26 protein-coding genes and 2 tRNA genes are annotated in these 24,928 nt (G+C 53.4%); 5 read left to right on the forward strand and 23 right to left on the reverse strand.

From position 1 onward, the window contains the following. Window positions 1-149 precede the first annotated feature (149 nt). The 7 genes from rpsO to HMPREF3178_RS04715 form a co-directional block, all read right to left on the reverse strand. A complete protein-coding gene (gene rpsO / locus HMPREF3178_RS04685) occupies window positions 150-419 on the reverse strand; it encodes a 30S ribosomal protein S15 (RefSeq protein WP_004106090.1) in 270 nt (89 codons plus the stop codon). Between the two features lie 147 nt (window positions 420-566). Continuing rightward, window positions 567-1,511: a tRNA pseudouridine(55) synthase TruB gene (gene truB / locus HMPREF3178_RS04690; RefSeq protein ID WP_017145352.1), complete on the reverse strand. Its 945-nt coding sequence runs from the start codon at window positions 1,509-1,511 to the stop codon at window positions 567-569. Further along, window positions 1,511-1,912 carry a 30S ribosome-binding factor RbfA gene (gene rbfA, locus HMPREF3178_RS04695; protein WP_004106092.1) on the reverse strand — a complete coding sequence of 134 codons (402 nt, stop codon included), beginning with the start codon at window positions 1,910-1,912 and terminating at the stop codon, window positions 1,511-1,513. The genes truB and rbfA overlap by 1 nt, the downstream gene beginning before the upstream one ends. A gap of 91 nt (window positions 1,913-2,003) precedes the next feature. Further along, entirely contained in the window at window positions 2,004-4,694 is a 2,691-nt protein-coding gene (infB, locus tag HMPREF3178_RS04700) for a translation initiation factor IF-2 (protein ID WP_004106093.1), read from the reverse strand. A gap of 24 nt (window positions 4,695-4,718) precedes the next feature. Further along, the gene (nusA, locus tag HMPREF3178_RS04705) at window positions 4,719-6,206 is read right to left on the reverse strand and encodes a transcription termination factor NusA (protein WP_004106094.1); all 1,488 of its coding nucleotides are present in this window, start codon (window positions 6,204-6,206) and stop codon (window positions 4,719-4,721) included. Between the two features lie 27 nt (window positions 6,207-6,233). Next, window positions 6,234-6,686, reverse strand: coding sequence for a ribosome maturation factor RimP (gene rimP, locus HMPREF3178_RS04710; RefSeq protein WP_004125659.1), 453 nt, complete (start codon window positions 6,684-6,686; stop codon window positions 6,234-6,236). A 206-nt stretch (window positions 6,687-6,892) separates the two neighbouring features. Further along, window positions 6,893-6,969 (reverse strand) — tRNA-Met (locus HMPREF3178_RS04715). 307 nt (window positions 6,970-7,276) lie between these two features. On the opposite strand from HMPREF3178_RS04715, the gene argG reads away from it, so the two are divergent. After that, on the forward strand, window positions 7,277-8,620 hold the full coding sequence (argG, locus tag HMPREF3178_RS04720) for an argininosuccinate synthase (RefSeq protein WP_004106101.1): 1,344 nt from the start codon (window positions 7,277-7,279) through the stop codon (window positions 8,618-8,620). 154 nt (window positions 8,621-8,774) lie between these two features. Here the strand turns inward: argG and HMPREF3178_RS04725 are convergent. The 6 genes from HMPREF3178_RS04725 to rlmE all read right to left on the reverse strand — a co-directional run bounded on the left by HMPREF3178_RS04725 (window position 8,775) and on the right by rlmE (window position 14,373). After that, a tRNA-Leu gene (locus HMPREF3178_RS04725) sits at window positions 8,775-8,861 on the reverse strand. Window positions 8,862-8,875: 14 nt separating this feature from the next. Next, entirely contained in the window at window positions 8,876-9,205 is a 330-nt protein-coding gene (secG, locus tag HMPREF3178_RS04730) for a preprotein translocase subunit SecG (RefSeq protein WP_004106103.1), read from the reverse strand. Between the two features lie 229 nt (window positions 9,206-9,434). Beyond that, window positions 9,435-10,772 (reverse strand): phosphoglucosamine mutase, encoded by a 1,338-nt coding sequence (gene glmM / locus HMPREF3178_RS04735; protein ID WP_017145351.1) that lies wholly within the window; start codon window positions 10,770-10,772, stop codon window positions 9,435-9,437. Further along, window positions 10,765-11,613: a dihydropteroate synthase gene (gene folP, locus HMPREF3178_RS04740; RefSeq protein WP_004106106.1), complete on the reverse strand. Its 849-nt coding sequence runs from the start codon at window positions 11,611-11,613 to the stop codon at window positions 10,765-10,767. Before folP ends, glmM begins: the two co-directional genes overlap by 8 nt. Window positions 11,614-11,709: 96 nt before the next feature. Continuing rightward, the gene (gene ftsH, locus HMPREF3178_RS04745) at window positions 11,710-13,644 is read right to left on the reverse strand and encodes an ATP-dependent zinc metalloprotease FtsH (RefSeq protein ID WP_004854549.1); all 1,935 of its coding nucleotides are present in this window, start codon (window positions 13,642-13,644) and stop codon (window positions 11,710-11,712) included. A 99-nt stretch (window positions 13,645-13,743) separates the two neighbouring features. Continuing rightward, the gene (gene rlmE / locus HMPREF3178_RS04750) at window positions 13,744-14,373 is read right to left on the reverse strand and encodes a 23S rRNA (uridine(2552)-2'-O)-methyltransferase RlmE (RefSeq protein ID WP_004106110.1); all 630 of its coding nucleotides are present in this window, start codon (window positions 14,371-14,373) and stop codon (window positions 13,744-13,746) included. Window positions 14,374-14,497: 124 nt separating this feature from the next. Between rlmE and yhbY the strand changes: the two genes are divergently transcribed. Beyond that, window positions 14,498-14,791 (forward strand): ribosome assembly RNA-binding protein YhbY, encoded by a 294-nt coding sequence (gene yhbY, locus HMPREF3178_RS04755; RefSeq protein WP_004139797.1) that lies wholly within the window; start codon window positions 14,498-14,500, stop codon window positions 14,789-14,791. Window positions 14,792-14,943: 152 nt separating this feature from the next. On the opposite strand, the gene greA is transcribed toward yhbY, so the two are convergent. Beyond that, the gene (greA, locus tag HMPREF3178_RS04760) at window positions 14,944-15,420 is read right to left on the reverse strand and encodes a transcription elongation factor GreA (RefSeq protein ID WP_004106115.1); all 477 of its coding nucleotides are present in this window, start codon (window positions 15,418-15,420) and stop codon (window positions 14,944-14,946) included. Between the two features lie 234 nt (window positions 15,421-15,654). On the opposite strand from greA, the gene dacB reads away from it, so the two are divergent. Beyond that, window positions 15,655-17,088, forward strand: coding sequence for a serine-type D-Ala-D-Ala carboxypeptidase (gene dacB / locus HMPREF3178_RS04765; RefSeq protein WP_017145350.1), 1,434 nt, complete (start codon window positions 15,655-15,657; stop codon window positions 17,086-17,088). A gap of 44 nt (window positions 17,089-17,132) precedes the next feature. On the opposite strand, the gene cgtA is transcribed toward dacB, so the two are convergent. From cgtA to rplU, 4 genes are all read right to left on the reverse strand, one after another. Then, window positions 17,133-18,305 carry an Obg family GTPase CgtA gene (cgtA, locus tag HMPREF3178_RS04770; RefSeq protein ID WP_004106119.1) on the reverse strand — a complete coding sequence of 391 codons (1,173 nt, stop codon included), beginning with the start codon at window positions 18,303-18,305 and terminating at the stop codon, window positions 17,133-17,135. A gap of 15 nt (window positions 18,306-18,320) precedes the next feature. Further along, window positions 18,321-19,286 carry a DMT family transporter gene (locus tag HMPREF3178_RS04775; protein ID WP_017145349.1) on the reverse strand — a complete coding sequence of 322 codons (966 nt, stop codon included), beginning with the start codon at window positions 19,284-19,286 and terminating at the stop codon, window positions 18,321-18,323. A 95-nt stretch (window positions 19,287-19,381) separates the two neighbouring features. Beyond that, window positions 19,382-19,639 (reverse strand): 50S ribosomal protein L27, encoded by a 258-nt coding sequence (gene rpmA, locus HMPREF3178_RS04780; protein ID WP_003861831.1) that lies wholly within the window; start codon window positions 19,637-19,639, stop codon window positions 19,382-19,384. 19 nt (window positions 19,640-19,658) lie between these two features. Next, window positions 19,659-19,970 (reverse strand): 50S ribosomal protein L21, encoded by a 312-nt coding sequence (rplU, locus tag HMPREF3178_RS04785; protein ID WP_004106123.1) that lies wholly within the window; start codon window positions 19,968-19,970, stop codon window positions 19,659-19,661. A gap of 260 nt (window positions 19,971-20,230) precedes the next feature. Between rplU and ispB the strand changes: the two genes are divergently transcribed. Both ispB and sfsB read left to right on the forward strand, forming a co-directional pair. Further along, a complete protein-coding gene (ispB, locus tag HMPREF3178_RS04790; protein WP_004106125.1) occupies window positions 20,231-21,202 on the forward strand; it encodes an octaprenyl diphosphate synthase in 972 nt (323 codons plus the stop codon). A gap of 196 nt (window positions 21,203-21,398) precedes the next feature. Further along, window positions 21,399-21,671 (forward strand): DNA-binding transcriptional regulator SfsB, encoded by a 273-nt coding sequence (sfsB, locus tag HMPREF3178_RS04795; RefSeq protein WP_004106127.1) that lies wholly within the window; start codon window positions 21,399-21,401, stop codon window positions 21,669-21,671. Between the two features lie 56 nt (window positions 21,672-21,727). Here the strand turns inward: sfsB and murA are convergent, their stop codons facing one another. The 5 genes from murA to mlaD form a co-directional block, all read right to left on the reverse strand. After that, window positions 21,728-22,987, reverse strand: coding sequence for a UDP-N-acetylglucosamine 1-carboxyvinyltransferase (gene murA / locus HMPREF3178_RS04800; RefSeq protein ID WP_004106129.1), 1,260 nt, complete (start codon window positions 22,985-22,987; stop codon window positions 21,728-21,730). Between the two features lie 54 nt (window positions 22,988-23,041). Continuing rightward, window positions 23,042-23,296, reverse strand: coding sequence for a BolA family iron metabolism protein IbaG (gene ibaG, locus HMPREF3178_RS04805; RefSeq protein WP_004106141.1), 255 nt, complete (start codon window positions 23,294-23,296; stop codon window positions 23,042-23,044). 135 nt (window positions 23,297-23,431) lie between these two features. Then, entirely contained in the window at window positions 23,432-23,722 is a 291-nt protein-coding gene (mlaB, locus tag HMPREF3178_RS04810; RefSeq protein ID WP_004106144.1) for a lipid asymmetry maintenance protein MlaB, read from the reverse strand. Beyond that, window positions 23,722-24,357 carry a phospholipid-binding protein MlaC gene (gene mlaC / locus HMPREF3178_RS04815; RefSeq protein ID WP_004106146.1) on the reverse strand — a complete coding sequence of 212 codons (636 nt, stop codon included), beginning with the start codon at window positions 24,355-24,357 and terminating at the stop codon, window positions 23,722-23,724. The genes mlaB and mlaC overlap by 1 nt, the downstream gene beginning before the upstream one ends. Window positions 24,358-24,375: 18 nt before the next feature. Continuing rightward, complete coding sequence (gene mlaD / locus HMPREF3178_RS04820; protein WP_004106149.1) at window positions 24,376-24,927, reverse strand: outer membrane lipid asymmetry maintenance protein MlaD; 552 nt, start codon at window positions 24,925-24,927, stop codon at window positions 24,376-24,378. Between the last annotated feature and the right edge of the window lies 1 nt (window position 24,928).

The raw sequence follows: 24,928 nt of genomic DNA on the forward strand, positions 1-24,928 counted from the left end.
TACCCGCCCCTGCGAGTCAAGCCTCTCATTAGCCGCGCGAACCTCTGCATGAAGATCATTAATAGCAACAATACATGAGTTTTTAATGAATTGCTGCCGCCCGGTCGAAAAAAGGGGCCGTGAGGCCCCTTCTTCTGAAACTCGCAGAATTAGCGACGCAGACCCAGACGCTCGATCAGCGAAGAGTAACGTGCAACATCTTTACGTTTCAGGTAGTCGAGCAGTTTACGACGCTGAGAAACCATGCGCAGCAGACCACGACGGCTGTGGTGATCTTTTTTGTGCTCTGCAAAGTGACCCTGCAGGTGGTTGATCTGTGCAGTCAGCAGTGCAACCTGAACTTCAGTAGAACCGCTGTCGTTTTCGCCACGACCGAACTCAGAAACGATTTTTGCTTTAGCTTCAACGCTTAGAGACATTTTCGAACTCCAAAATTAAAAGAAAGAAAGGGTGCCGATCTCTAATTCAGCAACCCCTGATATAACGCTCGCAAATGTTAAAACACTTTGGCGGACGTTAAGCGGCGATATTCTACTCGCAGCAGCCTTTTATCGCAAGGAAAGCGCTCAGGCAGGGTATTCAACCACCAGACGACGAGGCGCCACGCGGCCTTCATCATCGATTTCCCCCATGCCAAGAAACTTCTCGTCATCACCTTCGGTGACGCGAACCAGCCCCTGCAGCGGCGCACCCGATGTCCGCACCGGATTACCGTTTTTAAAGTAGATGGCGGAGGTTTCCGGAATATTCACCAGCGGGTAATCCGAAGCCGGGCTGTCCATCGGCATCAACAGCGGGTCCAACAGCTGGGCTGCCGGAATATCCTGCGCATTTGCTTGTTCAACCAGCGCCTGCAACTGCTCCAGCGTCACCATCCGTTCGACGGGATATTTACTGACCGCCAGGCGACGCAGGAAAGTGACGTGCGCGCCGCATCCAAGTTTCTCGCCTAAATCATCAATAATCGTGCGAATGTAGGTGCCTTTGGAGCAATGAATTTCCAGCTCAAGCTCCGTCCCCTCATGGCGGATAAACAGCAGCTCGTAAACCGTAATCGGCCGGGGTTCACGCGGTACTTCAATCCCCTGACGGGCATATTCGTACAGTTTTTTCCCCTGGTATTTCAGCGCCGAATACATCGACGGCACCTGCTGGGTTTCGCCACGAAAGCCATCGAGCGCGGCTGCCAGCTGCTCAGGACTAAAAGTCAGCGGACGTTCTTCCACCACCTGGCCGTCGGCATCAGAGGTATCGGTGCGCTGGCCAAGTTTAGCAATCACGCGGTAGCGCTTGTCAGAATCGAGCAGATACTGGGAAAACTTTGTCGCTTCCCCGAGGCAAATCGGCAACATGCCGGTCGCCAGCGGATCCAGCGCTCCCGTATGCCCTGCCCGGTTAGCATTATAAAGTCGTTTAACTTTCTGCAGCACGTCGTTGCTGGATGCGCCTTGCGGTTTATCCAGCAACAGTACGCCGTGCACGTCGCGACCGCGACGACGAGGACGACTCATTAGTCCTCCTTACTGTCGTCCGGGTTCACACGACGCTCATCGTCATGTTTCACCACGCTGGTCACCAGGTTCGACATGCGCATTCCTTCGACTAATGAATTGTCGTAGAAGAAGGTCAGTTCCGGCACGATACGCAGGCGCATTGCTTTGCCCAGCAGCGAGCGGATGAAACCAGACGCTTCCTGCAAAGCCTTGATGCCCGCTTTCACGGCGGCTTCGTCTTTGTCGTTCAGGAAGGTCACAAACACTTTGGCATAGGCCAGGTCGCGGGACATCTCGACGCCTGAAACCGTGGTCATCATGCCCAGACGCGGGTCTTTAATTTCGCGCTGCAGGATGATTGCGATCTCTTTTTGCATCTCCTGGGCCACGCGCTGCGGGCGACCAAATTCTTTCGCCATAATAAATTCTCCAGACAAATAAGGGGGCCACGCGGCCCCCTTTAATTTTGTATAACCGGGTGGCGCTGCGCTTCCCCGGCCTACTAAACGATTAATCGATGGTACGTTGAATCTCGATGATTTCGAACACTTCGATCATATCGCCAACGCGAACGTCGTTGTAGTTCTTAACGCCGATACCACACTCCATGCCGTTACGAACTTCGTTAACGTCATCTTTGAAGCGGCGCAGGGATTCCAGCTCGCCTTCATAGATAACCACGTTGTCGCGCAGTACGCGGATTGGGTTATGACGCTTAATCGTACCTTCAGTAACCATACAGCCTGCGATGGCGCCGAATTTCGGCGATTTGAACACATCACGGACTTCGGCCAGACCAATGATCTGCTGTTTCAGTTCCGGAGACAGCATGCCGCTCATCGCTGCTTTCACTTCGTCGATCAGATGATAGATGACGGAGTAGTAGCGCAGATCCAGGCTTTCCGCGTCGATAACTTTACGTGCGGATGCATCAGCACGAACGTTAAAGCCAACCAGAATCGCGTTGGAGGCAGCGGCCAGGGTTGCATCGGTTTCGGTGATACCACCTACGCCGGAACCGATAATCTTCACTTTCACTTCGTCAGTAGACAGTTTCAGCAAGGAGTCGGAGATCGCTTCCACAGAACCCTGCACGTCCGCTTTGAGGACGATGTTCACTTCGTGAACTTCGCCTTCGGTCATGTTGGCGAACATGTTCTCAAGTTTAGATTTCTGCTGACGAGCCAGCTTAACTTCACGGAATTTACCCTGACGATACAGCGCAACTTCACGTGCTTTCTTCTCGTCACGAACGACGGTCACTTCGTCACCGGCAGCCGGTACGCCTGACAGGCCGAGGATTTCCACCGGAATGGATGGACCCGCTTCCAGCACTTCCTGACCCAGTTCGTTACGCATCGCACGAACGCGACCATATTCGAAACCGCACAGGACGATGTCACCCTTGTGCAGCGTACCTTCGCGTACCAGAACGGTAGCAACCGGACCACGACCTTTATCCAGGAAGGATTCGATAACCGCGCCGCTCGCCATACCTTTACGAACCGCTTTCAGCTCCAGAACTTCAGCCTGCAGCAGGATTGCGTCCAGCAGTTCGTCGATGCCGGTACCCGCTTTAGCAGACACGTGGACGAACTGGCTTTCACCGCCCCACTCTTCCGGCAGAATGCCGTACTGGGACAGTTCGTTTTTAACGCGATCCGGATCCGCTTCCGGCTTATCGATTTTGTTCACCGCAACCACGACCGGCACACCCGCCGCTTTCGCGTGCTGGATTGCTTCGATGGTCTGCGGCATCACGCCGTCGTCTGCCGCCACAACCAGAACCACGATATCCGTCGCCTGAGCACCACGAGCACGCATAGAGGTGAACGCGGCGTGGCCCGGGGTATCCAGGAAGGTGATCATACCGTTGTCGGTTTCGACGTGGTAAGCACCGATATGCTGGGTAATGCCGCCCGCTTCGCCAGAGGCCACTTTCGTTGAACGAATGTAGTCCAGCAGAGAGGTTTTACCGTGGTCAACGTGACCCATGATAGTCACAACCGGTGCGCGCGGTTCCGCCGCAGCGCCGGTGTCACGGTCGCTCATTACCGCTTCTTCCAGCTCGTTTTCACGACGCAGGATAACTTTGTGGCCCATCTCTTCGGCAACCAGCTGTGCGGTTTCCTGGTCGATGACCTGGTTAATCGTCGCCATAGCGCCCAGCTTCATCATCGCTTTGATGACCTGAGAACCTTTAACGGCCATCTTGTTGGCCAGATCGCCAACGGTGATGGTTTCACCGATGATAACATCACGGTTAACCGCCTGAGCCGGCTTCTGGAAGCCTTGCTGCAGAGCAGAACCCTTACGATGTTTACCACCTTTACCGCCGCGAACGGCCGCACGGGCTTCTTCACGATCGGCTTTCGATTCAGCGTGTTTGTTGCCTTTCTTAGCCGGACGCGCTGCTTTCGCATTACGTCCACGGCCGCGACCGCCTTCAACTTCACGATCGTTATCGTCTTCAGCCTGACGCGCATGCTGAGAAGTTGTTACGTGATAGTCAGTGGTCTCTTCAGGCGTTTCTGGCGCTTCAGTCCAGTTCTTTTCGTTTTCTTGAGCCATACGGCGTGCTTCTTCCGCTACACGGCGCGCTTCTTCTTCAAGTTTGCGGCGTGCTTCTTCTTCCGATTTGCGCTTCAGCTCCGCAGCTTCGTTTTCGCGGCGTTGCTTTTCAGCCTGGGCGGTTTTGGTCATATCGTCGGTTTGTTGATTGCTCACTTTGTCTTTTTCCGCGGCTTCACGTTTCGCTTTATCGGCGAGTTCACGTTTCGCTTGTTCTGCGGCCTCACGTTCAGCTTTTAATTGCGCCTCGCGTTTGGCAGCTTCTTCTGCCTCACGACGGGCTTGCTCTTCCGCTTCACGCTGCGCCTGCTCTTCCGCGGCAAGGCGTTCGGCCTCTTGCGGATCGCGTTTCACAAAGGTGCGTTTCTTGCGGACTTCGATTTGTACCGACTTACTCTTTCCACCGGTACCCGGAATATTTAACGTGCTGCGCGTTTTGCGCTGCAGCGTCAGCTTGTCGGGCGCTGAGCCGTGTTCACGGTTCAGGTGCGTCAACAAGGTTTGCTTCTCTTGCGCGGTCACAGAATCATCAGCCGATTTGCGGATCCCTGCATCAGCAAATTGCTGTATCAGGCGATCCACAGAGGTCTGAATCTCTGAGGCCAGCGCTTTAATGGTCACATCTGTCATGCTGTTCCTTCCTGCTACAGTTTATTACGCTTCGTCGCCGAACCAACAAATATTACGAGCGGCCATGATAAGTTCTCCGGCTTTCTCGTCGGTCAAGCCTTCGATATCAGCCAGATCATCAATGCCCTGCTCGGCGAGATCTTCCAGCGTACAAACACCACGGGCGGCCAGGGTGAATGCCAGGGTGCGATCCATACCTTCCAGATTCAACAGATCGTCGGCAGGTTTGCTGTCTCCCAGGCTCTCTTCTTTGGCCAGCGCCAGCGTGGTCAGCGCGTTTTTCGCCCGCTCACGAAGTGCTTCAACGGTCGGTTCATCCAGACCGTCAATTTCCAGCAGTTCTTTCATTGGCACATAGGCCAGTTCTTCCAGAGTGGCGAAACCTTCTTCAACCAGCAGCGTGGCGAAATCTTCATCAATATCAAGATATTTAGTGAAGGTATCAATCGCTGCATGGGCTTCAGCCTGATGCTTAGCCTGGAGGTCATCAACGGTCATGACGTTCAGTTCCCAGCCGCTCAGCTGAGACGCCAGACGGACGTTCTGACCGTTACGGCCAATGGCCTGCGCCAGGTTGCCCGCTTCGACTGCGATATCCATGGTGTGCTTGTCTTCATCTACCACGATAGAGGCGACGTCAGCCGGAGCCATGGCGTTAATGACAAATTGCGCCGGGTTATCGTCCCACAGCACGATATCAATACGCTCGCCGCCCAGTTCAGTCGAGACTGCCTGAACGCGCGCGCCGCGCATACCGACGCAGGCACCCACCGGATCGATGCGCTTATCGTTGGTTTTAACCGCGATTTTAGCACGAGAGCCAGGATCGCGAGCCGCCGCTTTAATTTCGAGAACTTCTTCACCAATTTCCGGAACTTCAATGCGGAACAGTTCAATCAGCATTTCCGGCTTGGAACGCGTCACGAACAGCTGCGCGCCACGCGCTTCCGGGCGGACTGCGTACAGTACGCCGCGGATACGGTCACCCGGACGGAAGTTTTCACGCGGCAGCATGTCTTCACGCAGGATCACGGCTTCAGCGTTGTTGCCCAGATCCAGCGTAATGTTGTCGCGATTCACTTTCTTCACTACGCCCGTGATAATTTCACCTTCGTGCTCACGGAACTGATCAACGACCATTGCGCGTTCGGCTTCACGTACTTTTTGTACGATAACCTGCTTCGCAGTCTGCGTAGTGATACGGTCAAAGGTGACAGATTCAATCTGGTCTTCGACGTAATCGCCAGGATTCATGCTTTCATCTTCGAAACGCGCAGCTTCCAGCGTGATTTCGCGCGTCGGCTGGGTGACTTCTTCCACAACCAGCCAGCGACGGAATGTGTCGAAATCACCGCTTTTACGATCGATTTCTACGCGAACGTCGATCTCTTGTTCATATTTTTTCTTAGTAGCCGTTGCTAACGCACTTTCCAACGCTTCGAAAATTTTCTCACGCGGCAGCGCCTTTTCGTTGGAAACGGCTTCAACAACAGCCAAAATTTCTTTGTTCATCGGGGCCTTTCACCTCAATCCAGACTGTTAAAAGTGGGGAACCAGGTTCGCCTTCTGGATGTTACTCAGCGCGAACACTTCATCTTTGCCTTCGACGGTTACCGTGATCATCTCACCGTCTACCGCTTTGATAAGGCCCTGCCATTTGCGTCGGTTCTGTACCGCCATGCGCAAAACCAGCGAAACTTCTTCGCCGATGAAACGCTCATAGTGTTCGGCGGTAAACATAGGACGATCGAGACCAGGGGAAGAAACTTCCAGGTTATAAGCGACTGTAATCGGGTCTTCTACGTCCATAACAGCACTGACCTGGTGACTCACATCAGCACAATCATCAACATTGATGCCATCTTCACTATCAATATAGATGCGCAGTGTGGATGTGCGACCGCGAATAAATTCGATGCCGACCAGCTCAAAGCCAAGCGCTTCAACTGGCGCTGTGAGCATCTCTGTTAATTTTTGCTCTAATGTGGACAAACCCACCCCCAAGACATAAAAAAAGGGCGTATAGCCCAGTTATTCTGAAGTCAGATAACAAAAAACCCCGATAAATCGGGGCTTTAGATAACTGAACCCTGAGATCGCAACTGCGATCTGGAACACTTTCCAGAAGAATTCTTTCAAATTCGTCTACGAAGGACCCGGTCCTCACAGTATATTTGAAAAAGTACTTAATGGGAAAGTGGTTGCGGGGGCCGGATTTGAACCGACGACCTTCGGGTTATGAGCCCGACGAGCTACCAGGCTGCTCCACCCCGCGCCTGAAACGTGGCATATTTTACTCGTTTTGAGCAAAAGACGCAAATACTGCTGGGATTTGGTACCGAGAGACGGGACATAAAATCGTAGTGAATTGTATTGATACTTCATATATTTTGTCAACATGAATTTCACATAGCGGGTTTCGGTTCGTGCTGGTATTTCAGGGTTTTTTGGTAAAAAGCGGTTTCGCCTCTTCCTGTCACCAGCAAAAGATGATTAAATGAAAACTCACAATTAATGCATAAACATGCAATAAAGATTGTTGAGTCAAACTCACCACAGTCTCTCTAGCAGGGTTTTATTTTATGACGACGATTCTCAAGCATCTCCCGGTAGGACAACGTATTGGTATTGCTTTTTCTGGTGGGCTGGATACCAGCGCCGCGCTGCTGTGGATGCGTAAAAAGGGAGCAGTCCCTTATGCATATACCGCTAACCTGGGACAGCCAGACGAAGACGATTACGAAGCCATTCCTCGTCGTGCCAAAGAGTATGGTGCTGAAGGAGCTCGTCTGATCGACTGCCGTAAGCAGCTGGTTGCGGAAGGTATTGCTGCAATCCAGTGCGGCGCATTTCATAACACCACCGGCGGGTTGACCTACTTTAATACCACTCCGCTGGGCCGCGCAGTGACCGGTACTATGCTGGTTGCCGCGATGAAAGAAGACGGCGTTAACATCTGGGGCGACGGCAGTACCTATAAAGGCAACGATATCGAACGTTTCTATCGTTACGGCCTGCTGACCAACGCAGAGCTGAAAATTTACAAACCGTGGCTGGATAGCGACTTTATCGACGAGTTAGGCGGCCGCCAGGAAATGTCAGAATTTATGATTTCCTGCGGGTTTGACTATAAAATGTCCGTTGAAAAAGCCTACTCAACCGACTCCAATATGCTGGGAGCTACGCACGAGGCTAAAGATCTTGAGTTCCTGAACTCCAGCGTCAAGATTGTGAACCCGATTATGGGTGTGAAGTTCTGGGATGAAAGCGTCAAAATTCCTGCGGAAGAAGTCACCGTCCGCTTTGAACAAGGCCACCCGGTTGCGCTGAATGGACAGACCTTTAGCGATGACGTTGAGCTGATGCTGGAAGCTAATCGCATCGGCGGCCGCCATGGACTCGGCATGAGCGATCAGATCGAAAACCGTATCATCGAAGCGAAGAGCCGCGGCATTTATGAAGCCCCCGGGATGGCGCTGCTGCATATTGCCTATGAGCGTCTGCTGACCGGTATTCATAATGAAGATACCATCGAACAATATCACGCACACGGTCGTCAGCTGGGTCGTCTGCTGTATCAGGGGCGCTGGTTCGACTCACAGGCTCTGATGCTACGCGACGGCCTGCAGCGCTGGGTGGCCAGCCAAATCACCGGCGAAGTGACCCTTGAACTGCGTCGCGGCAACGACTATTCCATCCTGAATACCGTGTCAGATAATCTGACCTATAAAGCAGAACGCCTGACCATGGAAAAAGGCGACTCAATGTTCTCCGCTGAGGACCGTATCGGCCAGCTGACAATGCGCAATCTGGATATCACCGATACCCGCGATAAGCTGTTTGGCTACGCTCAGTCCGGACTGCTGACCGCCTCTTCCGCCACCGGCTTGCCGCAGGTGGAAAACCTGGAAAATAAAGCTAAGTAACATCCCTGAGAAAACAGTAAAGGCCGCGCAAGCGGCCTTTTTTATGCTGTGAAATCCCGACCCCAACTGAAGAGGAATATCAGCCGCTTATGCGACTGCGCACTTTTCTCTGGACGAAAAAAAAGACGCTTTTCAGCGTCTTTTTTCAGGAAATTGGTACCGAGGATGGGACTCGAACCCACAAGCCCGTTAGGGCACTACCACCTCAAGGTAGCGTGTCTACCAATTCCACCACCTCGGTACGGATACTACTTATCAGTGCGGGATGTCGCTGCTCGGCTGTGCCGGAGCTGTCGGCTGAGTTTGCTCAGTTTTCGGAGCGCTCAGGTTATCCCACTCACTTCCTTTGTTGGTCTTGTTGCTGTTGATATTACCCAGCGCCAGACTGATGATGAAGAACAGCGCAGCCAGGATACCAGTCATGCGGGTCATGAAGTTACCAGAACCGCTGGATCCAAACAGAGTGCCGGAAGCGCCTGCTCCGAAGGAGGCTCCCATATCAGCGCCTTTACCTTGCTGCAGCATAATCAGACCAACAAGGCCAATTGCTACAATAAGGAAAACAACTAAAAGAGCTTCGTACATAATCAACCTGTTCCTTGCGGATTCGCCGCATACCAAGTGCTTCGACCAATAAAGCGGGACGTATTAACGTTTCCCACTGAAGCGGGTGTGAATACTAACCAAAGCGAATGACCTTCGCAAGGGCAATTTCAACGCATTGTATCAAGTGCGGAAAAAAACAGCAAAAAGCGATTTTTTGTCGATTAAAAAGGCGGCAAGCGTCGCCTTTTTAATTACTTAGCCAGACAAATTACACGCTTTTTACGGCATCAGCGATACGATGGGCGAACTCGTGTACCTTTTCTTCATGCTCGCCTTCCACCATAACGCGAATCAGCGGCTCGGTGCCTGATTTACGCAGCAGTACGCGGCCACGATTGCCCAGCTCGGCTTCCACTTCTGCCGTGACCGCTTTTACGTGTTCATGTTCCAGTGGGTTACCGCTACCTTCGGTAAAGCGGACATTAACCAGCAGCTGCGGGAACATTTTCATTCCGCTACACAGATCGTGCAGGCTCATATGGTTACGCACCATCGCCGCCACCACCTGCAGGCTGGCGACAATCCCATCCCCCGTTGTGGTTTTGTCCAGCAGGATCACATGGCCGGAGTTTTCGGCACCGATGCGCCAGCCTTTCTCCTGCAGTTTTTCCAGCACATAACGGTCACCTACCTTCGCGCGAACGAAAGGAATACCCAGCTGTTTGAGCGCCAGTTCAAGCCCCATGTTGCTCATGAGCGTCCCGACGGCGCCGCCACGCAGTTGCCCCTGGCGCAGACCTTCGCGAGCTATGATGTAGAGGATCTGGTCACCGTCGACTTTATTGCCTTCATGGTCCACCATTATGACCCGATCGCCATCGCCATCGTAGGCAATACCCAGGTCGGCTTTTTCCTCCAGCAGGCGCGCCTGCAGAGCACGAACATCCGTCGCTCCGACTTCTTCATTGATGTTGAGTCCATCAGGCTCACAGCCCATGGCGATCACCTGAGCGCCCAGCTCGCGGAAAACACTCGGGGCGATATGGTAAGTCGCGCCGTGAGCGCAATCGACCACCACCTTCAAGGAGTTGAGGCTCAGCTCGTTCGGAAAGGTGCCTTTGCAAAACTCGATATAGCGGCCAGCGGCGTCGACGATACGGCTGGCTTTGCCCAGCTCGGCGGAATCAACGCAGGTCAGCTCTTTTTCCATTTCGGCTTCAATGGCTTCTTCAACTTCATCCGGGAGCTTAGTCCCTTCGATAGAGAAGAATTTAATGCCGTTATCATAGAACGGATTATGCGAAGCGGAGATCACAATTCCGGCCTCCGCGCGGAAGGTTCGCGTCAGATAGGCAATTGCCGGCGTTGGCATTGGGCCGGTAAAAGAAGCCGATAACCCTGCGGCAGCCAGGCCAGCCTCCAGCGCGGACTCCAGCATATAGCCTGAAATACGGGTATCTTTACCGATAATAATCTTGCGCGAACCGTGGCGCGCCAGCACCTTTCCAGCCGCCCAGCCCAGCTTTAAGACAAATTCTGGCGTTATTGGCGCATCGCCTACGCGGCCACGGATACCATCAGTACCAAAATATTTGCGGTTACTCATAACGTTTATTTTCCTTAGCGGCCAGGGTAGCTTCCACCACACGCAGCGCTTCTACCGTTTCTTTGACATCATGGACGCGAATAATCTGCGCGCCCTGCATTGCAGCAATGACTGCGCAAGCCAGGCTGCCATTCAGGCGTTCTTTCGGCCCGACATTAAGCAACTGGCCTACCATCGACTTACGCGACATACCGACCAGTAGCGGAAGACCGAAATGATGGAACTCGCTGAGTCGGGCAAGCAGTTCATAATTATGGGAAAGATTTTTACCGAAACCGAATCCCGGGTCGAGCAGCAATTTATCTTTTGCGATACCGGCCCGCTCGCAGCGCACAATATGTTCGACAAAAAAGCGTTCAACGTCAGCAAAGACATCCGCGTATTTAGGGGCATCCTGCATGGTCTTGGGCTGGCCCTGCATATGCATCAGGCACACCGGCAAGCCGGTTTCCGCCGCAGCCTCCAGCGCTCCCGGTTCGGTTAACGAACGGATATCATTGATGATATGCGCCCCCACGCGCGCTGATTCACGAATCACCTCCGGTTTAGAGGTATCAACGGAGATCCACACTTCGAAGCGCTGGGCAATGGCTTCTACCGTCGGAATGACTCGAGCGAGCTCTTCCTCAACGCTGACATCTGCGGCCCCCGGGCGCGTCGATTCCCCACCGATATCAATAATAGTCGCTCCGGCATTAATCATCAGATTGGCATGTTTAACGGCTTCTACCAGCGTATTGTGAGTCCCGCCGTCAGAGAACGAATCCGGGGTGACGTTAAGAATTCCCATTACATGGGGGTGGGAGAGATCGAGGGTTGAACCCTGGGCTTCAAGTTTCATCGCTATGTCCCTGAGTCAGAGAAAGATTGAAAAAGAAAAACCCCGGAGCAAACGCCCTGGGGTTTTAAAAGTACAACAGCATCAATGACGGCTAACTTATTTGTCGCCCAGCTGTTCTGACATGGTATTACCCGGGTTTGGCGTACGCGGTTCATCAACCGGACGCGGCGCACGAGGCGTGCCGTTATTGTCAGAATTGTTGGACGAACCCGGTTCTTCCCAGCCAGCTGGCGGGCGAACATCGCGGCGAGCCATCAGGTCATCAATCTGCGGAGCATCGATGGTCTCATATTTCATGAGCGCATCTTTCATCGCGTGCAGGATGTCCATGTTATCGTTCAGAAGCTGGCGTGCACGATTGTAGTTACGCTCAATCAGTGACTTCACTTCCTGGTCGATGATACGAGCCGTTTCATCGGACATATGTTTCGCTTTCGCGACGCTGCGGCCAAGGAAAACTTCGCCTTCTTCTTCGGCATACAGCAGCGGGCCGAGTTTGTCAGAGAAGCCCCACTGGGTCACCATGTTACGCGCCAGGTTAGTCGCGACTTTAATGTCGTTAGACGCACCGGTAGAAACATGCTCTACGCCGTAGATAATTTCTTCAGCCAGACGACCGCCGTACAGGGTCGAAATCTGACTTTCCAGCTTCTGACGGCTGGCGCTGATAGCGTCGCCTTCAGGCAGGAAGAAGGTAACACCGAGCGCACGACCGCGCGGAATAATCGTCACTTTGTGCACCGGATCGTGTTCCGGCACCAGGCGACCGATAATCGCATGACCCGCTTCGTGGTACGCGGTGGACTCTTTCTGCGCTTCCGTCATCACCATGGAGCGACGTTCCGCACCCATCATGATTTTGTCTTTCGCTTTCTCGAACTCAACCATCGAGACCACGCGCTTGTTGCCACGAGCGGCAAACAGCGCAGCTTCGTTTACCAGGTTCGCGAGGTCAGCACCGGAGAAGCCTGGCGTACCGCGGGCGATAATTGCCGCATCGATATCCGGCGCCAGCGGTACGCGACGCATATGCACTTTCAGGATCTGTTCACGACCGCGAACATCCGGCAGACCAACAACAACCTGACGGTCAAAGCGGCCCGGACGCAGCAGCGCAGGGTCAAGAACGTCCGGACGGTTGGTCGCCGCGATAACGATGATACCTTCGTTACCCTCAAAACCATCCATCTCAACCAGCATCTGGTTCAGCGTCTGCTCACGTTCATCGTGACCGCCGCCTAAGCCCGCGCCACGCTGGCGGCCTACGGCGTCGATTTCATCGATAAAGATGATGCACGGTGCCGCTTTCTTGGCCTGTTCGAACATGTCGCGCACGCGAGATGCGCCAACGCCCACGAACATTTCAACGAAGTCAGAACCTGAAATTGTAAAGAATGGAACCTTCGCTTCGCCTGCAATGGCCTTGGCCAGCAGGGTTTTACCGGTACCCGGAGGGCCGACCATCAGGACGCCTTTCGGGATCTTGCCGCCCAGCTTCTGGAAACGGCTCGGTTCACGCAGGTATTCAACCAGTTCACCGACTTCTTCTTTCGCTTCGTCACAACCGGCGACGTCGGCAAAAGTGGTTTTGATCTGGTCTTCCGTCAGCATGCGCGCCTTGCTCTTACCGAACGACATGGCGCCTTTGCCACCGCCGCCCTGCATCTGACGCATGAAGAAGATCCAGACGCCGATAAGAAGCAGCATCGGGAACCAGGAAATGAAGATAGAAGCCAGCAGGCTTGGCTCTTCCGGCGGTTCGCCAACCACTTTGACGTTTTTCGTCAACAGGTTATCAAGCAGCTTCGGATCGTTAACCGGAATGTAAGTCGTGTAACGGTTACTATCTTTCTTGGTAACGTTGATCTCACGTCCGTTGATACGCGCTTCGCGAACCTGGTCCTGATTGACCTCTTGCAGGAAGGTTGAATAATCTACCTTTCGGCCATTCGACTCGCTGGGCCCAAAGCTCTGGAAAACTGACATCAGCACAACGGCAATGACCAGCCAGAGTATTAGGTTTTTCGCCATGTCACTCAAGGGATTAACCTCTTATTACAACTGTGTTAAAAACAGCGTCAGGATACTCTATATCCCGCGTCTTTCAAACTTTCGTTTGAAATCTGCCGGTTATGGTTTACGCCCGGTCGCTACAATATACACTTCACGCGAACGGGCGCGAGAAGAGTCCGGCTTACGAACTTTGACCTTCGTAAACAGGGAGCGAATCTCTCTTAGATACTCATCGAAGCCTTCGCCCTGGAACACCTTCACTACAAAACTACCACCTGGCGCTAATACATCTCGAGCCATTCCAAGCGCCAGCTCCACCAGATACATGGCCCGGGGAATATCCACCGCCGGTGTTCCACACATATTTGGCGCCATATCGGACATGACAACTTGTACTTTACTGTCACCTACACGCTCAAGTAACGCTTTCAGGACTAATTCATCACGAAAGTCGCCCTGAAGGAAGTCCACACCAACGATTGGATCCATAGGTAAAAGATCGCAAGCAATGATGCGGCCGCTGTTACCGATCTGCGTAACCGCGTATTGCGACCAGCCACCGGGTGCAGCGCCGAGGTCAACTATCGTCATCCCCGGTTTAAAAATCTTGTCACTTTGCTGTATTTCATCAAGTTTAAACCAGGCACGGGAACGTAACCCCTTTTTCTGTGCCTGCTGAACATATTTATCGCTAAAGTGTTCCTGAAGCCAACGACTTGAGCTGGCAGAACGCTTTTTACCTGTCATTTAACATTCCCATTTCGGGTTCATCGTACTTCGCGACGTAAAAATCGACGCGGTAGTTTGGCGATATATGGGAGATGGCGGTAGAATGAACCGTTTTCAATCCCAACGTAAGCAAAAAAATACGATGAATCTGAGTACTAAACAAAAACAGCACCTGAAAGGTCTGGCACATCCGCTCAAGCCGGTAGTTATGCTTGGCAACAATGGTTTGACCGAAGGGGTACTGGCCGAGATTGAACAAGCGTTAGAGCACCATGAACTTATCAAGGTGAAGATCGCCTCGGAAGATCGCGAAACTAAAACCCTGATCGTGGAAGCTATCGTGCGCGAAACCGGCGCCTGTAATGTACAGGTCATCGGTAAAACGCTGGTTCTGTACCGCCCGACTAAAGAGCGTAAAATCTCGCTGCCACGCTAAGAATATCCTGGTTATCGACACAACTTTGTGTAAATCGAGGGTTTTCTGCGGGTAGACGAGCAAAATGCCATGCTCCGGACGTTGATAAAAGGCCGCTACGCGGCCTTTTTCCTTTCTTTACAATCCATCAACATCGTAGCGTTAAATTCGGATTAAAGGTACTCAACCTTGATAATTTCGAATTCAACTTCGCCGCCCGGTGTACGGATGACGACAACATCATCCTGTTCTTTACCGATTAAACCACGCGCAATCGGTGAGTTTACAGAGATCAGATTTTGCTTAAAATCGGCCTCGTCATCGCCGACGATACGATAAGTTTGCTCTTCATCGGTATCAAGATTCAGAACGCTGACTGTGGAACCAAAAATCACTCGGCCATTGTTAGGCATTTTGGTGATATCGATGACCTGCGCGTTAGACAGCTTCGCCTCGATATCCTTGATGCGTCCTTCACAGAAACCCTGCTGTTCGCGGGCAGCGTGATACTCAGCATTTTCTTTCAGATCGCCGTGCTCACGCGCCTCAGCGATAGCCGCGATGATTTCAGGGCGACGTACGGACTTCAGGAAATCCAGTTCTTCGCGCAGTTTTTCAGCGCCACGTAAGGTCATCGGAATAGCTTGCATTTGTTATACCTCTTTATCGATCCTTCATGGAGCAGACGCCGCTGCTCCGCAGCCGGTCAAGTCTTGAGCATGGCCGGAGCAAAAGAAAACCGACCCGGAAAGCGATCCCCAGGCCAGCAGCAATTTTCAATTTGATACGTATTTTAACCCGAAGTTCATTATGGGTCATCGTTTACTTTACAGGGCGTTGCACCGTAGTATGACGGACTGGTTTCAGGTTGTTAGCGCGAGATTATGCGATTTCCCAGATTTATCATCGGATTGACTGCCGGTATAGCGATTAGCGCTCATGCGGCGAATATTGACGAGTACATCAATCAGCTTCCTGCGGGCGCAAACCTTGCCTTTATGGCGCAGAAGGTAGGCTCCCCGACGCCGGAGATAGACTACCATAGCCAGCAGATGGCGCTACCCGCCAGCACCCAAAAAGTGATCACCGCGCTGGCCGCACTGCTGCAGCTGGGTCCGGATTTCCGCTTCACCACGACGCTGGAAACGAAAGGCAGCCTCAGCGGTGGCATCCTGAAAGGAGACCTGATTGCGCGCTTTGGCGGCGACCCTACCCTCAAGCGCCAGGATATTCGTAATATGGTTGCCACGCTGAAGAAAGCAGGCGTCCAGCGAATTGAAGGCAATGTTCTGATCGATACCTCCATTTTCGCCAGTCATGATAAAGCGCCAGGCTGGCCATGGAACGATATGACGCAGTGCTTTAGCGCACCTCCGGCGGCGGCGATTGTCGATCGAAACTGTTTCTCCATCTCGCTTTATAGCGCGCAAAAGCCGGGCAATTTGGCGTTTATCCGCGTGGCGTCTTATTACCCGGTGACCATGTTCAGCCAGGTGCGTACCCTCGCTCGCGGCTCTTCTGAAGCACAATACTGTGAGCTGGACGTGGTTCCCGGCGATCTCAACCGTTACACCCTGACCGGCTGTCTACCGCAGCGCAGCGAGCCGCTGCCGCTGGCTTTTGCCATTCAGGATGGCGCCAGCTATGCCGGCGCGATTCTGAAAGCGGAGCTGACCGACGCCGATATCACCTGGAGCGGTACGCTGCTGCGTCAGACGCTGGCAAACGAGCCGGGTACCGTACTGGCGAGTACGCAATCTGCGCCGCTGCACGATTTGCTGCGTATTATGTTGAAAAAATCGGACAACATGATCGCCGATACGGTGTTTCGCACCATTGGCCATGCTCGCTTCGGCGTGCCGGGAACCTGGCGAGCCGGATCCGATGCCGTACGGCAGATCCTGCGTCAGCAGGCCGGTGTCGATCTCGGGAATACGATCATTGCCGATGGCTCAGGCCTGTCGCGTCATAACCTGATCGCGCCAGCGACGATGATGCAGGTGCTACAGTACATCGCCCAGCATGATAACGCGCTCAACTTTATCTCGATGCTGCCCCTGGCTGGCCACGATGGCTCTCTGCAATACCGCGCGGGTCTGCATCAGGCAGGCGTTGACGGCAAAGTTTCGGCGAAAACGGGCTCACTGCAGGGGGTGTATAACCTGGCTGGATTCATTACCACGGCCAGCGGGCAGAAGATGGCGTTCGTGCAGTATTTATCAGGCTACGCCGTGCCTCCGGCCGACCAGCGTAACCGACGTATTCCGCTGGTGCGCTTCGAAAGCCGCTTGTATAAAGACCTGTATCAGAATAATTAAGCAAAAGGGCCGCATCTTCTGCGGCCCTTTTAGTTTACCCGGAATTAACGTTTATAGATGAATTCGACACCTTCTTCGTCGTCTTCGTCCCAATCGTCATCCCAATCTTCATCATCTTCCACTTCAGCTTCTTCAAGCTGCTGACGGTGGTAGTCATCCCACATAAACTCGACTTTTTCTGCGGGCTTCGCTTCTTCCGCATGCACTATCGGGTTTTCGATGATAAAGGTCATGACATCCCAGCACAGGTCTTTTACGCCCTGCTGGCTGGCGGCGGAAATCAGATAGAACTTATCTTCCCAGCCCAGCGCTTGGGCGATGGCTTTCGCTTTCTCTTCCGCCTCAGCTTTATCCATCAGGTCAATCTTGTTAAAGACCAGCCAGCGCGGCTTAGAAGCCAGTTTCTCACTGTATTTTTCCAGCTCGCCGATGATGATCCGCGCATTCTCAACCGGATCGGAACCGTCAATCGGCTCGATATCGATGAGATGCAGCAGTACGCGGCAACGCTCCAGGTGCTTCAGGAAGCGAATGCCGAGGCCTGCGCCTTCAGCTGCGCCTTCAATCAGCCCAGGGATGTCGGCCACCACGAAGCTCTTCTCGTTGTCCATACGCACCACGCCGAGGCTCGGTACCAGCGTAGTGAACGGGTAGTCAGCAACTTTAGGCTTCGCCGCGGAAACGGCGCGAATGAAGGTCGATTTACCCGCATTAGGCATCCCCAGCATTCCGACATCCGCCAGCAGCATCAGCTCCAGCTGCAGATCGCGCTTATCGCCCGGCGTCCCCATCGTCTTTTGGCGCGGAGTACGGTTAACGGACGATTTGAAACGGGTGTTGCCGAGACCGTGCCAGCCGCCTTTAGCGACCATCAGGCGCTGGCCATGTTTGGTCATATCACCCATCGTCTCGCCGGTGCCCTGGTCAATCACGCGGGTCCCTACCGGCACTTTCACCGTCACGTCTTTACCGCGTTTGCCGGTACAATCGCGGCTCTGGCCGTTCTGCCCGCGTTCGGCGCGGAAAGACTTCTCAAAACGGTAGTCGATCAGGGTATTCAGGTTTTCGTCCGCCTCGAGCCAGACATCACCACCGTCGCCGCCGTCGCCGCCGTCGGGGCCGCCTTTCGGGATATATTTTTCGCGGCGGAAGCTAACGCAACCATTGCCGCCATCACCTGCTACGACCAGGATCGTTGCTTCATCAACAAACTTCATTTTACTCTCCGTAAATCATTCGCCTGAGCGGGGGAGCGGCACAACCGCTTCTCGCTTACGCCACCGTCCCCAAAGACGGTGGCCGACGGCGGAATACATCGCGCCCGCAACCACGACAAACGCACCGAGATAACCCATCAGGTTCAACAGCGGTCTGGCGAAAACGTCGGGCCAGGCCAGTGATAATAAATCTGAAAATAGCAGCGTAAATAACGGCGTTAAGGTAATCAACGCGCTCACCTGCGCCGCCTGCCAGCGCGCCATGGCTTCCGCCAGCGCACCGTAGCCCACCAGGGTATTGAGCCCGCAAAAAACCAGACAGGCCAGCTGCCAGTCGCTTAATGCCAGCACCTGTGAAGGCATTGCTAATGGCAATAGCGATATCGTACATAAAGTGTACAGCAAAAAAAGGATTTGCTGCGATGCCAGACGGCGTAATAACACCTTTTGCGCGACGCCGTAGCTCACCCACACCGTCGCGGCGCCTACGCCGAAAATTACCCCCCATGTGTAGTCCGTCAGGCGGGTAAATATCTCAATCAGGCTGGTGTTAAAAAACATCACCAGACCGCTCACCAGCATTAGCGCTCCCGCAACCTGGGTGCCGCGCATTTTCTCTTTAAGGATAAAAACGCTGGCCACCATCATGCCGACCGGGGACAGCTGGCCAATCACCTGAGAAGCGGTGGGGCTGAGATATTGCAAGGAAGAGCTAAACAGAATGAAGTTACCGAACAAACCACCCGTCGCAATGACCAGCAGTATCAACCAGCGCGGCTTGCGAAAAATACGCAGCGGAGGCAGTTTTCTTTTCATGGCCAGAATGGCGCCGAGACCAATACTTGCCATCAAAAAGCGGTAAAACACCACCGTCGGCGGTTCCATCACTTCAAGAACCTGCTTCATTGCGATCGGCAAAGCGCCCCAACACATCGCCGTGGTGAGCGCTAAAATAATGCCGATGCCGGCCTGCTGCTTCATGCCCGTTTTCCCTGCAGAAAATTTTCCGGGTTTTCAATGTAAAAAGCCCCGCAACACGTTGCGGGGCTTTAATCCGTTACCGGACCACGAAAAACTTACTCAGCAACGATGCTGATGTATTTACGGTTGTTCGGGCCTTTAACTTCGAATTTCACTTTACCGTCTGCTTTAGCAAACAGAGTGTGGTCACGACCGCAACCTACGTTAGTGCCAGCGTGGAATTTGGTACCACGTTGACGAACGATGATGCTACCCGCCAGAACGGATTCGCCACCGAAACGCTTAACGCCCAGGCGTTTGGCTTCTGAATCGCGACCGTTACGAGTTGAGCCGCCAGCCTTTTTATGTGCCATTTAAATCTCTCCTCAGGTCTTAGGCGCTGATGCCAGTAATTTTCACATCAGTGAACCACTGACGATGGCCCTGCTGCTTACGGTAGTGTTTACGACGACGAAACTTAACGATTTTAACTTTCTCGCCACGACCGTGTGCAACAACTTCAGCTTTAATTACGCCGCCCTCAACGAAAGGAACGCCGATTTTAATTTCTTCACCGTTTGCGATCATCAGCACTTCAGCGAACTCAACAGCTTCGCCAGTTGCGATGTCCAGCTTTTCCAGGCGAATGGTTTGACCTTCGCTTACTCGGTGTTGTTTACCACCACTTTGGAAAACCGCGTACATATAGAACTCCGCTTCCGCGCACCTCTTCGTATGATTCAGAGTGCGCTATAAATATTCACAATAGGGCGCGAATATTACGCAAAACGCGAGCCTTTGACAAGAGCGATCAGCGATCAACGCAGAAAAAAAACACAACTTTCACTCCAGCGTTTATCTACGGCAATTTTTCAGTACAATCACATCTTCTTTTAATTCTGTCTTAATCCTTCTGTGATCCTATTCGGATACGCGATAACAGGACATTTGGCCCGGCTTTTGCGATGAATTTAGAAAAAATCAATGAGTTAACCGCGCAGGATATGGCGGGCGTCAATGCGACAATTCTTGAGCAACTCGACTCTGATGTTCAGCTTATCAATCAGTTAGGCTATTACATTGTTAGCGGAGGCGGTAAACGCATTCGTCCGATGATCGCCGTACTGGCCGCGCGTGCCGTTGGATATCAGGGCAACGCTCATGTCGCCATTGCCGCGCTGATCGAATTTATCCACACCGCCACCCTGCTGCATGATGATGTCGTCGATGAGTCTGATATGCGCCGCGGAAAAGCCACAGCAAACGCCGCTTTTGGTAATGCCGCTAGCGTGCTGGTTGGTGATTTCATCTACACCCGCGCCTTTCAGATGATGACCAGCCTTGGCTCGCTGAGAGTTCTGGAAGTGATGTCGGAAGCCGTTAACGTTATCGCTGAAGGCGAAGTGCTGCAGTTGATGAACGTCAACGATCCGGACATCACCGAAGAAAACTACATGCGGGTTATTTACAGCAAGACTGCCCGTCTGTTTGAAGCTGCAGCTCAGTGCTCCGGTATTCTGGCCGACTGTACCGCGGAACAAGAAAAAGCGTTACAGGATTACGGACGCTATCTGGGGACCGCTTTCCAGCTGATCGATGATTTGCTGGACTACAGTTCTGACGGCGAGCGACTCGGTAAAAACGTCGGTGACGATCTGAATGAAGGCAAACCTACCCTTCCGCTGCTGCACGCGATGCGGCACGGCAACGCCGAACAATCCGCCATGATCCGCGGAGCGATTGAACAGGGTAACGGTCGTCATCTTCTTGAAGCCGTGCTGGAAACCATGGCCACCTGTGGTTCGCTTGAATGGACCCAAAAACGCGCGGAGGAAGAAGCTGATAAAGCTATTGCCGCGCTTCAGGTCCTTCCCGATTCTCCATGGCGGGAAGCGCTAATTGGCCTCGCCCACATCGCTGTACAGCGCGATCATTAATTCCCGCCCTCCTTTCCCGCGTCAATCGCGGGAAAGTTCCAATAAACTCCTGTAAACTCAAAAGCTGCTTTATTTCTTGATATATTCCTAATATCCCATCCATTAAAAGAACTTGTTAGAACATTACTGGAACTCAAGGTATAGTCATTTTGTCGCCCATTAAGGACGAACGGAATGTTTAATACCAGGAGAATTTATGGATAAGTTCATCGACTGGCATCCGGCGGATATTATTGCCGGATTACGCAAAAAAGGGACGTCGCTGGCAGCTGAATCGCGGCGTAATGGTTTAAGTTCTTCAACGCTTGCCAACGCGTTGACTCGTCCCTGGCCCAAAGGCGAGCTGATTATTGCGAATGCGCTGGAAACCGATCCGTGGGTGATATGGCCATCGCGCTATCACGACCCCCATACCCATCAGTTTATCGACAGAACGCAGATGATGCGTCAGAGGAAGAATAACAAGTAAAGCGAGGTTGCAGAAAACAGCCCCCGGACCAACGTCAGAGGGCTGCTGCTACAGGCTTATTCGCCTTTGACGCGTTCGATATTCGCGCCCAGCGCCTGCAGTTTGTCTTCGATACGCTCGTAGCCGCGGTCAATGTGGTAAATACGATCGACAATCGTCGTACCTTCCGCGATACAGCCCGCCAGTACCAGGCTGGCTGACGCGCGCAGATCCGTCGCCATTACCTGAGCGCCAGAAAGCTGCTGCACGCCGTGGCAAATCGCCGTGTTGCTTTCGATTTCCGCATGCGCACCCATACGGATCAGTTCCGGAATATGCATAAAACGGTTTTCGAAGATCGTCTCGGTGATCACCCCTGTTCCCTCAGCAACCAGATTCAGTAATGTGAACTGGGCCTGCATGTCGGTCGGGAAGCCCGGGTGCGGAGCAGTACGCACGTTGACAGCCTTCGGCCGGTTGCCATGCATGTCGAGGCTAATCCAGTCCTCGCCCGTTTCGATATCCGCGCCGGCATCACGTAGCTTCGCCAGAACCGCATCCAGGGTATCGGGCTGAGCATTGCGGCACAGAATCTTACCGCCAGAAATCGCCGCTGCCACCAGGAACGTCCCGGTTTCAATACGATCCGGCAGAACGCGGTACACGCCGCCACCGAGGCGCGCTACGCCTTCGATGGTGATACGATCGGTACCCTGACCTTTGATTTTCGCGCCCAGCGTATTAAGGAAGTTTGCGGTATCAACGATTTCCGGCTCACGCGCGGCGTTTTCGATAACGGTCGTGCCTTCCGCCAGCGTCGCTGCGCTCATGATGGTCACGGTTGCGCCAACGCTGACCTTGTCCATCACGATATGCGCGCCTTTCAGACGGCCGTTGACCGACGCCTTAACATACCCTTCTTCCAGTTTGATTTCCGCGCCCAGCTGCTCAAGGCCGGTAATGTGTAAATCAACGGGGCGCGCGCCGATAGCGCAGCCGCCAGGCAGAGATACCTGACCCTGGCCAAAGCGGGCCACCAGCGGCCCCAGCGCCCAAATAGACGCGCGCATAGTTTTAACGAGATCATACGGAGCACAGAAAACGTCGACCGGGCCGGCATCAATCCAGACGGAGCCGTTGCGCTTAACGTTCGCGCCCAGCTGGCTCAGCAGTTTCATGGTGGTATCGATGTCTTTCAGCTTCGGTACGTTTTGGATCTCAATCGGCTCTTCGGCTAATAGCGCGGAAAAGAGGATTGGCAGGGCGGCGTTTTTCGCGCCGGAAATGGTGACCTCGCCCTGAAGGCGAGTTGGCCCCTGAACACGGAATTTATCCATTGATTCTGTTCTCTGTTAAGAATTCACATACGCTGCGGGGAACATCCCTACAGCTTATAAGCCATTAAGTTTGCGGTCTCGCGCCCACTCCTGCGGAGTAAACGCTTTAATCGACAGAGCATGGATGCGGTTATCGGCAATATATTCCATCAGCGGGGCGTAGATAGCCTGTTGCTTCTTAACCCGGCTCATGCCGTCGAACATCTCACCCACAGCAATAACCTGAAAGTGGCTGCCATCGCCAGAGACGTGGACTTCCTGAAGGGAGAGTGCGTTCATCAGCACGGTCTGAATTTCATGATTTTCCATGGGCTACATTTATCTGATAGTGAAAACAGCCCAACATCTTAGAGGAAAGTGGCGCTGTCTTAAACAAGCAAAAAGCCCCATCGAAAAGTTTGATGGGGCTTTCAGAATAGCTTCAGCAGTAAGGCACTGAAAAATTTATGGGATCATATCAGCAGGAAGGTTATATAACCTGACCAGGGTTTGCAGATTTTCACTCTTACCGATCAATTTCGCTTCCCGACCCTGCCGACGAATCAGCGCGATAAAATGCACCAATAGCGCCAGTCCGGCGGTATCCACGCGGGTCACTGCGCTCAGGTCAATTGCCGACACGCCATCCGTCGCCTGAGCGCGTGCATCCCACAGCGGGACCAGGAGATCCTGATCCAGCTCTCCGCGTAGCGCCAGCGTCTCACCATCGCGAGCCCAGCTCAGCTGCCCGGTCATTATTTTTTCTGTTCCAGGGTAATCGGCTGCGCGGAGCTTGCCTTCAGCTGTGCCGTCAGGCCATCAACGCCTTTGGTGCGCAGCAGGTCGCTCCACTCATTTTGTTTAGTGGTGATCATGCTCACCCCTTCCGCAATCATGTCGTACGCCTGCCAGTTGCCGGTCTGGGTATTTTTACGCCACTGGAAATCCAGGCGCACCGGCGGACGACCATTCGGGTCAAGGATCGTGACGCGGATAGGGATAATAGTCGCATCGCCCAGAGGCTGCTCCGGCGCTATCTGGTAGGTCTGACCGTGGTACATCGCCAGCGCCTGGCCGTAGGCCTGCTTCAGATATTCACGGAAGGCGGCAAAATAGGCTTCACGCTGCGCCGGGGTCGCTTCTTTGTAATAACGGCCCAGCACCAGCGCACCGGCGTATTTTACCTGAACGTACGGCAGCAATTCCTGATCGACGATTTCGCGCAGGTAGTTCGGGTTAGCCTGAATCTTCGGCTGCTCGTTTTTCAGGCGGTCGAAGGTTTTCTGCGCCGCTTCGTTCATCAGCTTATACGGATTGGACTGGTCCGCGGCGGTAGCCGCAGTCAATGGGGCAATCACCAGCATGGCGACCATTAGTAAGCGTTTAAACATGTCTTCTCTCTCCTGAAATTAATGCGTCGTGCCGGCAGGCGGCGTAGCGTCAGTATGGCTCTCTCCAGCAGCCTGTTCATCGCCAGAATTCTTATTGTCACTACCTTTACTGTTATAGAGGAACTGGCCTATCAAATCTTCCAGCACCATGGCGGATTTGGTGTCCTGAATGGTGCCGCCATCTTTAAGGATAGCCGTTCCCAGCTCAGGGTCTTCAAACCCGATGTTCATCGCCAGGTACTGTTCGCCCAGCAGACCGGAAGTTCTGATCGCCAGCGAGCTGGTATCGGGGATATGGTTATAGCGCTCATCAATATCGAGAGCCACGCGAGGCAGGTAGGTTTTAGGATCGAGGGTAATATCCGCCACACGTCCTACGACCACGCCGCCAATTCGCACCGGTGAGCGCGCTTTCAGACCGCCGATATTGTCAAAAGTGGCATAGAGCCGGTAGGTCGGTTCAGTACGTATAGAGGTCACGTTTGCCGCCTTCAGGCAGACAAACAGCGCCGCCAGCAGCGCAACCAGTAAGAATACCCCAACCCAGATTTCATTTTTTCTCGTTTGCATG

It is taken from the genome of Klebsiella sp. HMSC09D12 (assembly GCF_001808475.1).
GTDB lineage: Bacteria > Pseudomonadota > Gammaproteobacteria > Enterobacterales > Enterobacteriaceae > Klebsiella > Klebsiella oxytoca.

Coding starts and splice junctions, on each gene's coding strand:
- rpsO (WP_004106090.1), bottom strand. CDS start 419: ATGTCTCTAAGCGTTGAAGCTAAAGCAAAAATCGTTTCTGAGTTCGGT.
- truB (WP_017145352.1), bottom strand. CDS start 1,511: ATGAGTCGTCCTCGTCGTCGCGGTCGCGACGTGCACGGCGTACTGTTG.
- rbfA (WP_004106092.1), bottom strand. CDS start 1,912: ATGGCGAAAGAATTTGGTCGCCCGCAGCGCGTGGCCCAGGAGATGCAA.
- infB (WP_004106093.1), bottom strand. CDS start 4,694: ATGACAGATGTGACCATTAAAGCGCTGGCCTCAGAGATTCAGACCTCT.
- nusA (WP_004106094.1), bottom strand. CDS start 6,206: ATGAACAAAGAAATTTTGGCTGTTGTTGAAGCCGTTTCCAACGAAAAG.
- argG (WP_004106101.1), top strand. CDS start 7,277: ATGACGACGATTCTCAAGCATCTCCCGGTAGGACAACGTATTGGTATT.
- secG (WP_004106103.1), bottom strand. CDS start 9,205: ATGTACGAAGCTCTTTTAGTTGTTTTCCTTATTGTAGCAATTGGCCTT.
- glmM (WP_017145351.1), bottom strand. CDS start 10,772: ATGAGTAACCGCAAATATTTTGGTACTGATGGTATCCGTGGCCGCGTA.
- folP (WP_004106106.1), bottom strand. CDS start 11,613: ATGAAACTTGAAGCCCAGGGTTCAACCCTCGATCTCTCCCACCCCCAT.
- ftsH (WP_004854549.1), bottom strand. CDS start 13,644: ATGGCGAAAAACCTAATACTCTGGCTGGTCATTGCCGTTGTGCTGATG.
- rlmE (WP_004106110.1), bottom strand. CDS start 14,373: ATGACAGGTAAAAAGCGTTCTGCCAGCTCAAGTCGTTGGCTTCAGGAA.
- yhbY (WP_004139797.1), top strand. CDS start 14,498: ATGAATCTGAGTACTAAACAAAAACAGCACCTGAAAGGTCTGGCACAT.
- greA (WP_004106115.1), bottom strand. CDS start 15,420: ATGCAAGCTATTCCGATGACCTTACGTGGCGCTGAAAAACTGCGCGAA.
- dacB (WP_017145350.1), top strand. CDS start 15,655: ATGCGATTTCCCAGATTTATCATCGGATTGACTGCCGGTATAGCGATT.
- cgtA (WP_004106119.1), bottom strand. CDS start 18,305: ATGAAGTTTGTTGATGAAGCAACGATCCTGGTCGTAGCAGGTGATGGC.
- HMPREF3178_RS04775 (WP_017145349.1), bottom strand. CDS start 19,286: ATGAAGCAGCAGGCCGGCATCGGCATTATTTTAGCGCTCACCACGGCG.
- rpmA (WP_003861831.1), bottom strand. CDS start 19,639: ATGGCACATAAAAAGGCTGGCGGCTCAACTCGTAACGGTCGCGATTCA.
- rplU (WP_004106123.1), bottom strand. CDS start 19,970: ATGTACGCGGTTTTCCAAAGTGGTGGTAAACAACACCGAGTAAGCGAA.
- ispB (WP_004106125.1), top strand. CDS start 20,231: ATGAATTTAGAAAAAATCAATGAGTTAACCGCGCAGGATATGGCGGGC.
- sfsB (WP_004106127.1), top strand. CDS start 21,399: ATGGATAAGTTCATCGACTGGCATCCGGCGGATATTATTGCCGGATTA.
- murA (WP_004106129.1), bottom strand. CDS start 22,987: ATGGATAAATTCCGTGTTCAGGGGCCAACTCGCCTTCAGGGCGAGGTC.
- ibaG (WP_004106141.1), bottom strand. CDS start 23,296: ATGGAAAATCATGAAATTCAGACCGTGCTGATGAACGCACTCTCCCTT.
- mlaB (WP_004106144.1), bottom strand. CDS start 23,722: ATGACCGGGCAGCTGAGCTGGGCTCGCGATGGTGAGACGCTGGCGCTA.
- mlaC (WP_004106146.1), bottom strand. CDS start 24,357: ATGTTTAAACGCTTACTAATGGTCGCCATGCTGGTGATTGCCCCATTG.
- mlaD (WP_004106149.1), bottom strand. CDS start 24,927: ATGCAAACGAGAAAAAATGAAATCTGGGTTGGGGTATTCTTACTGGTT.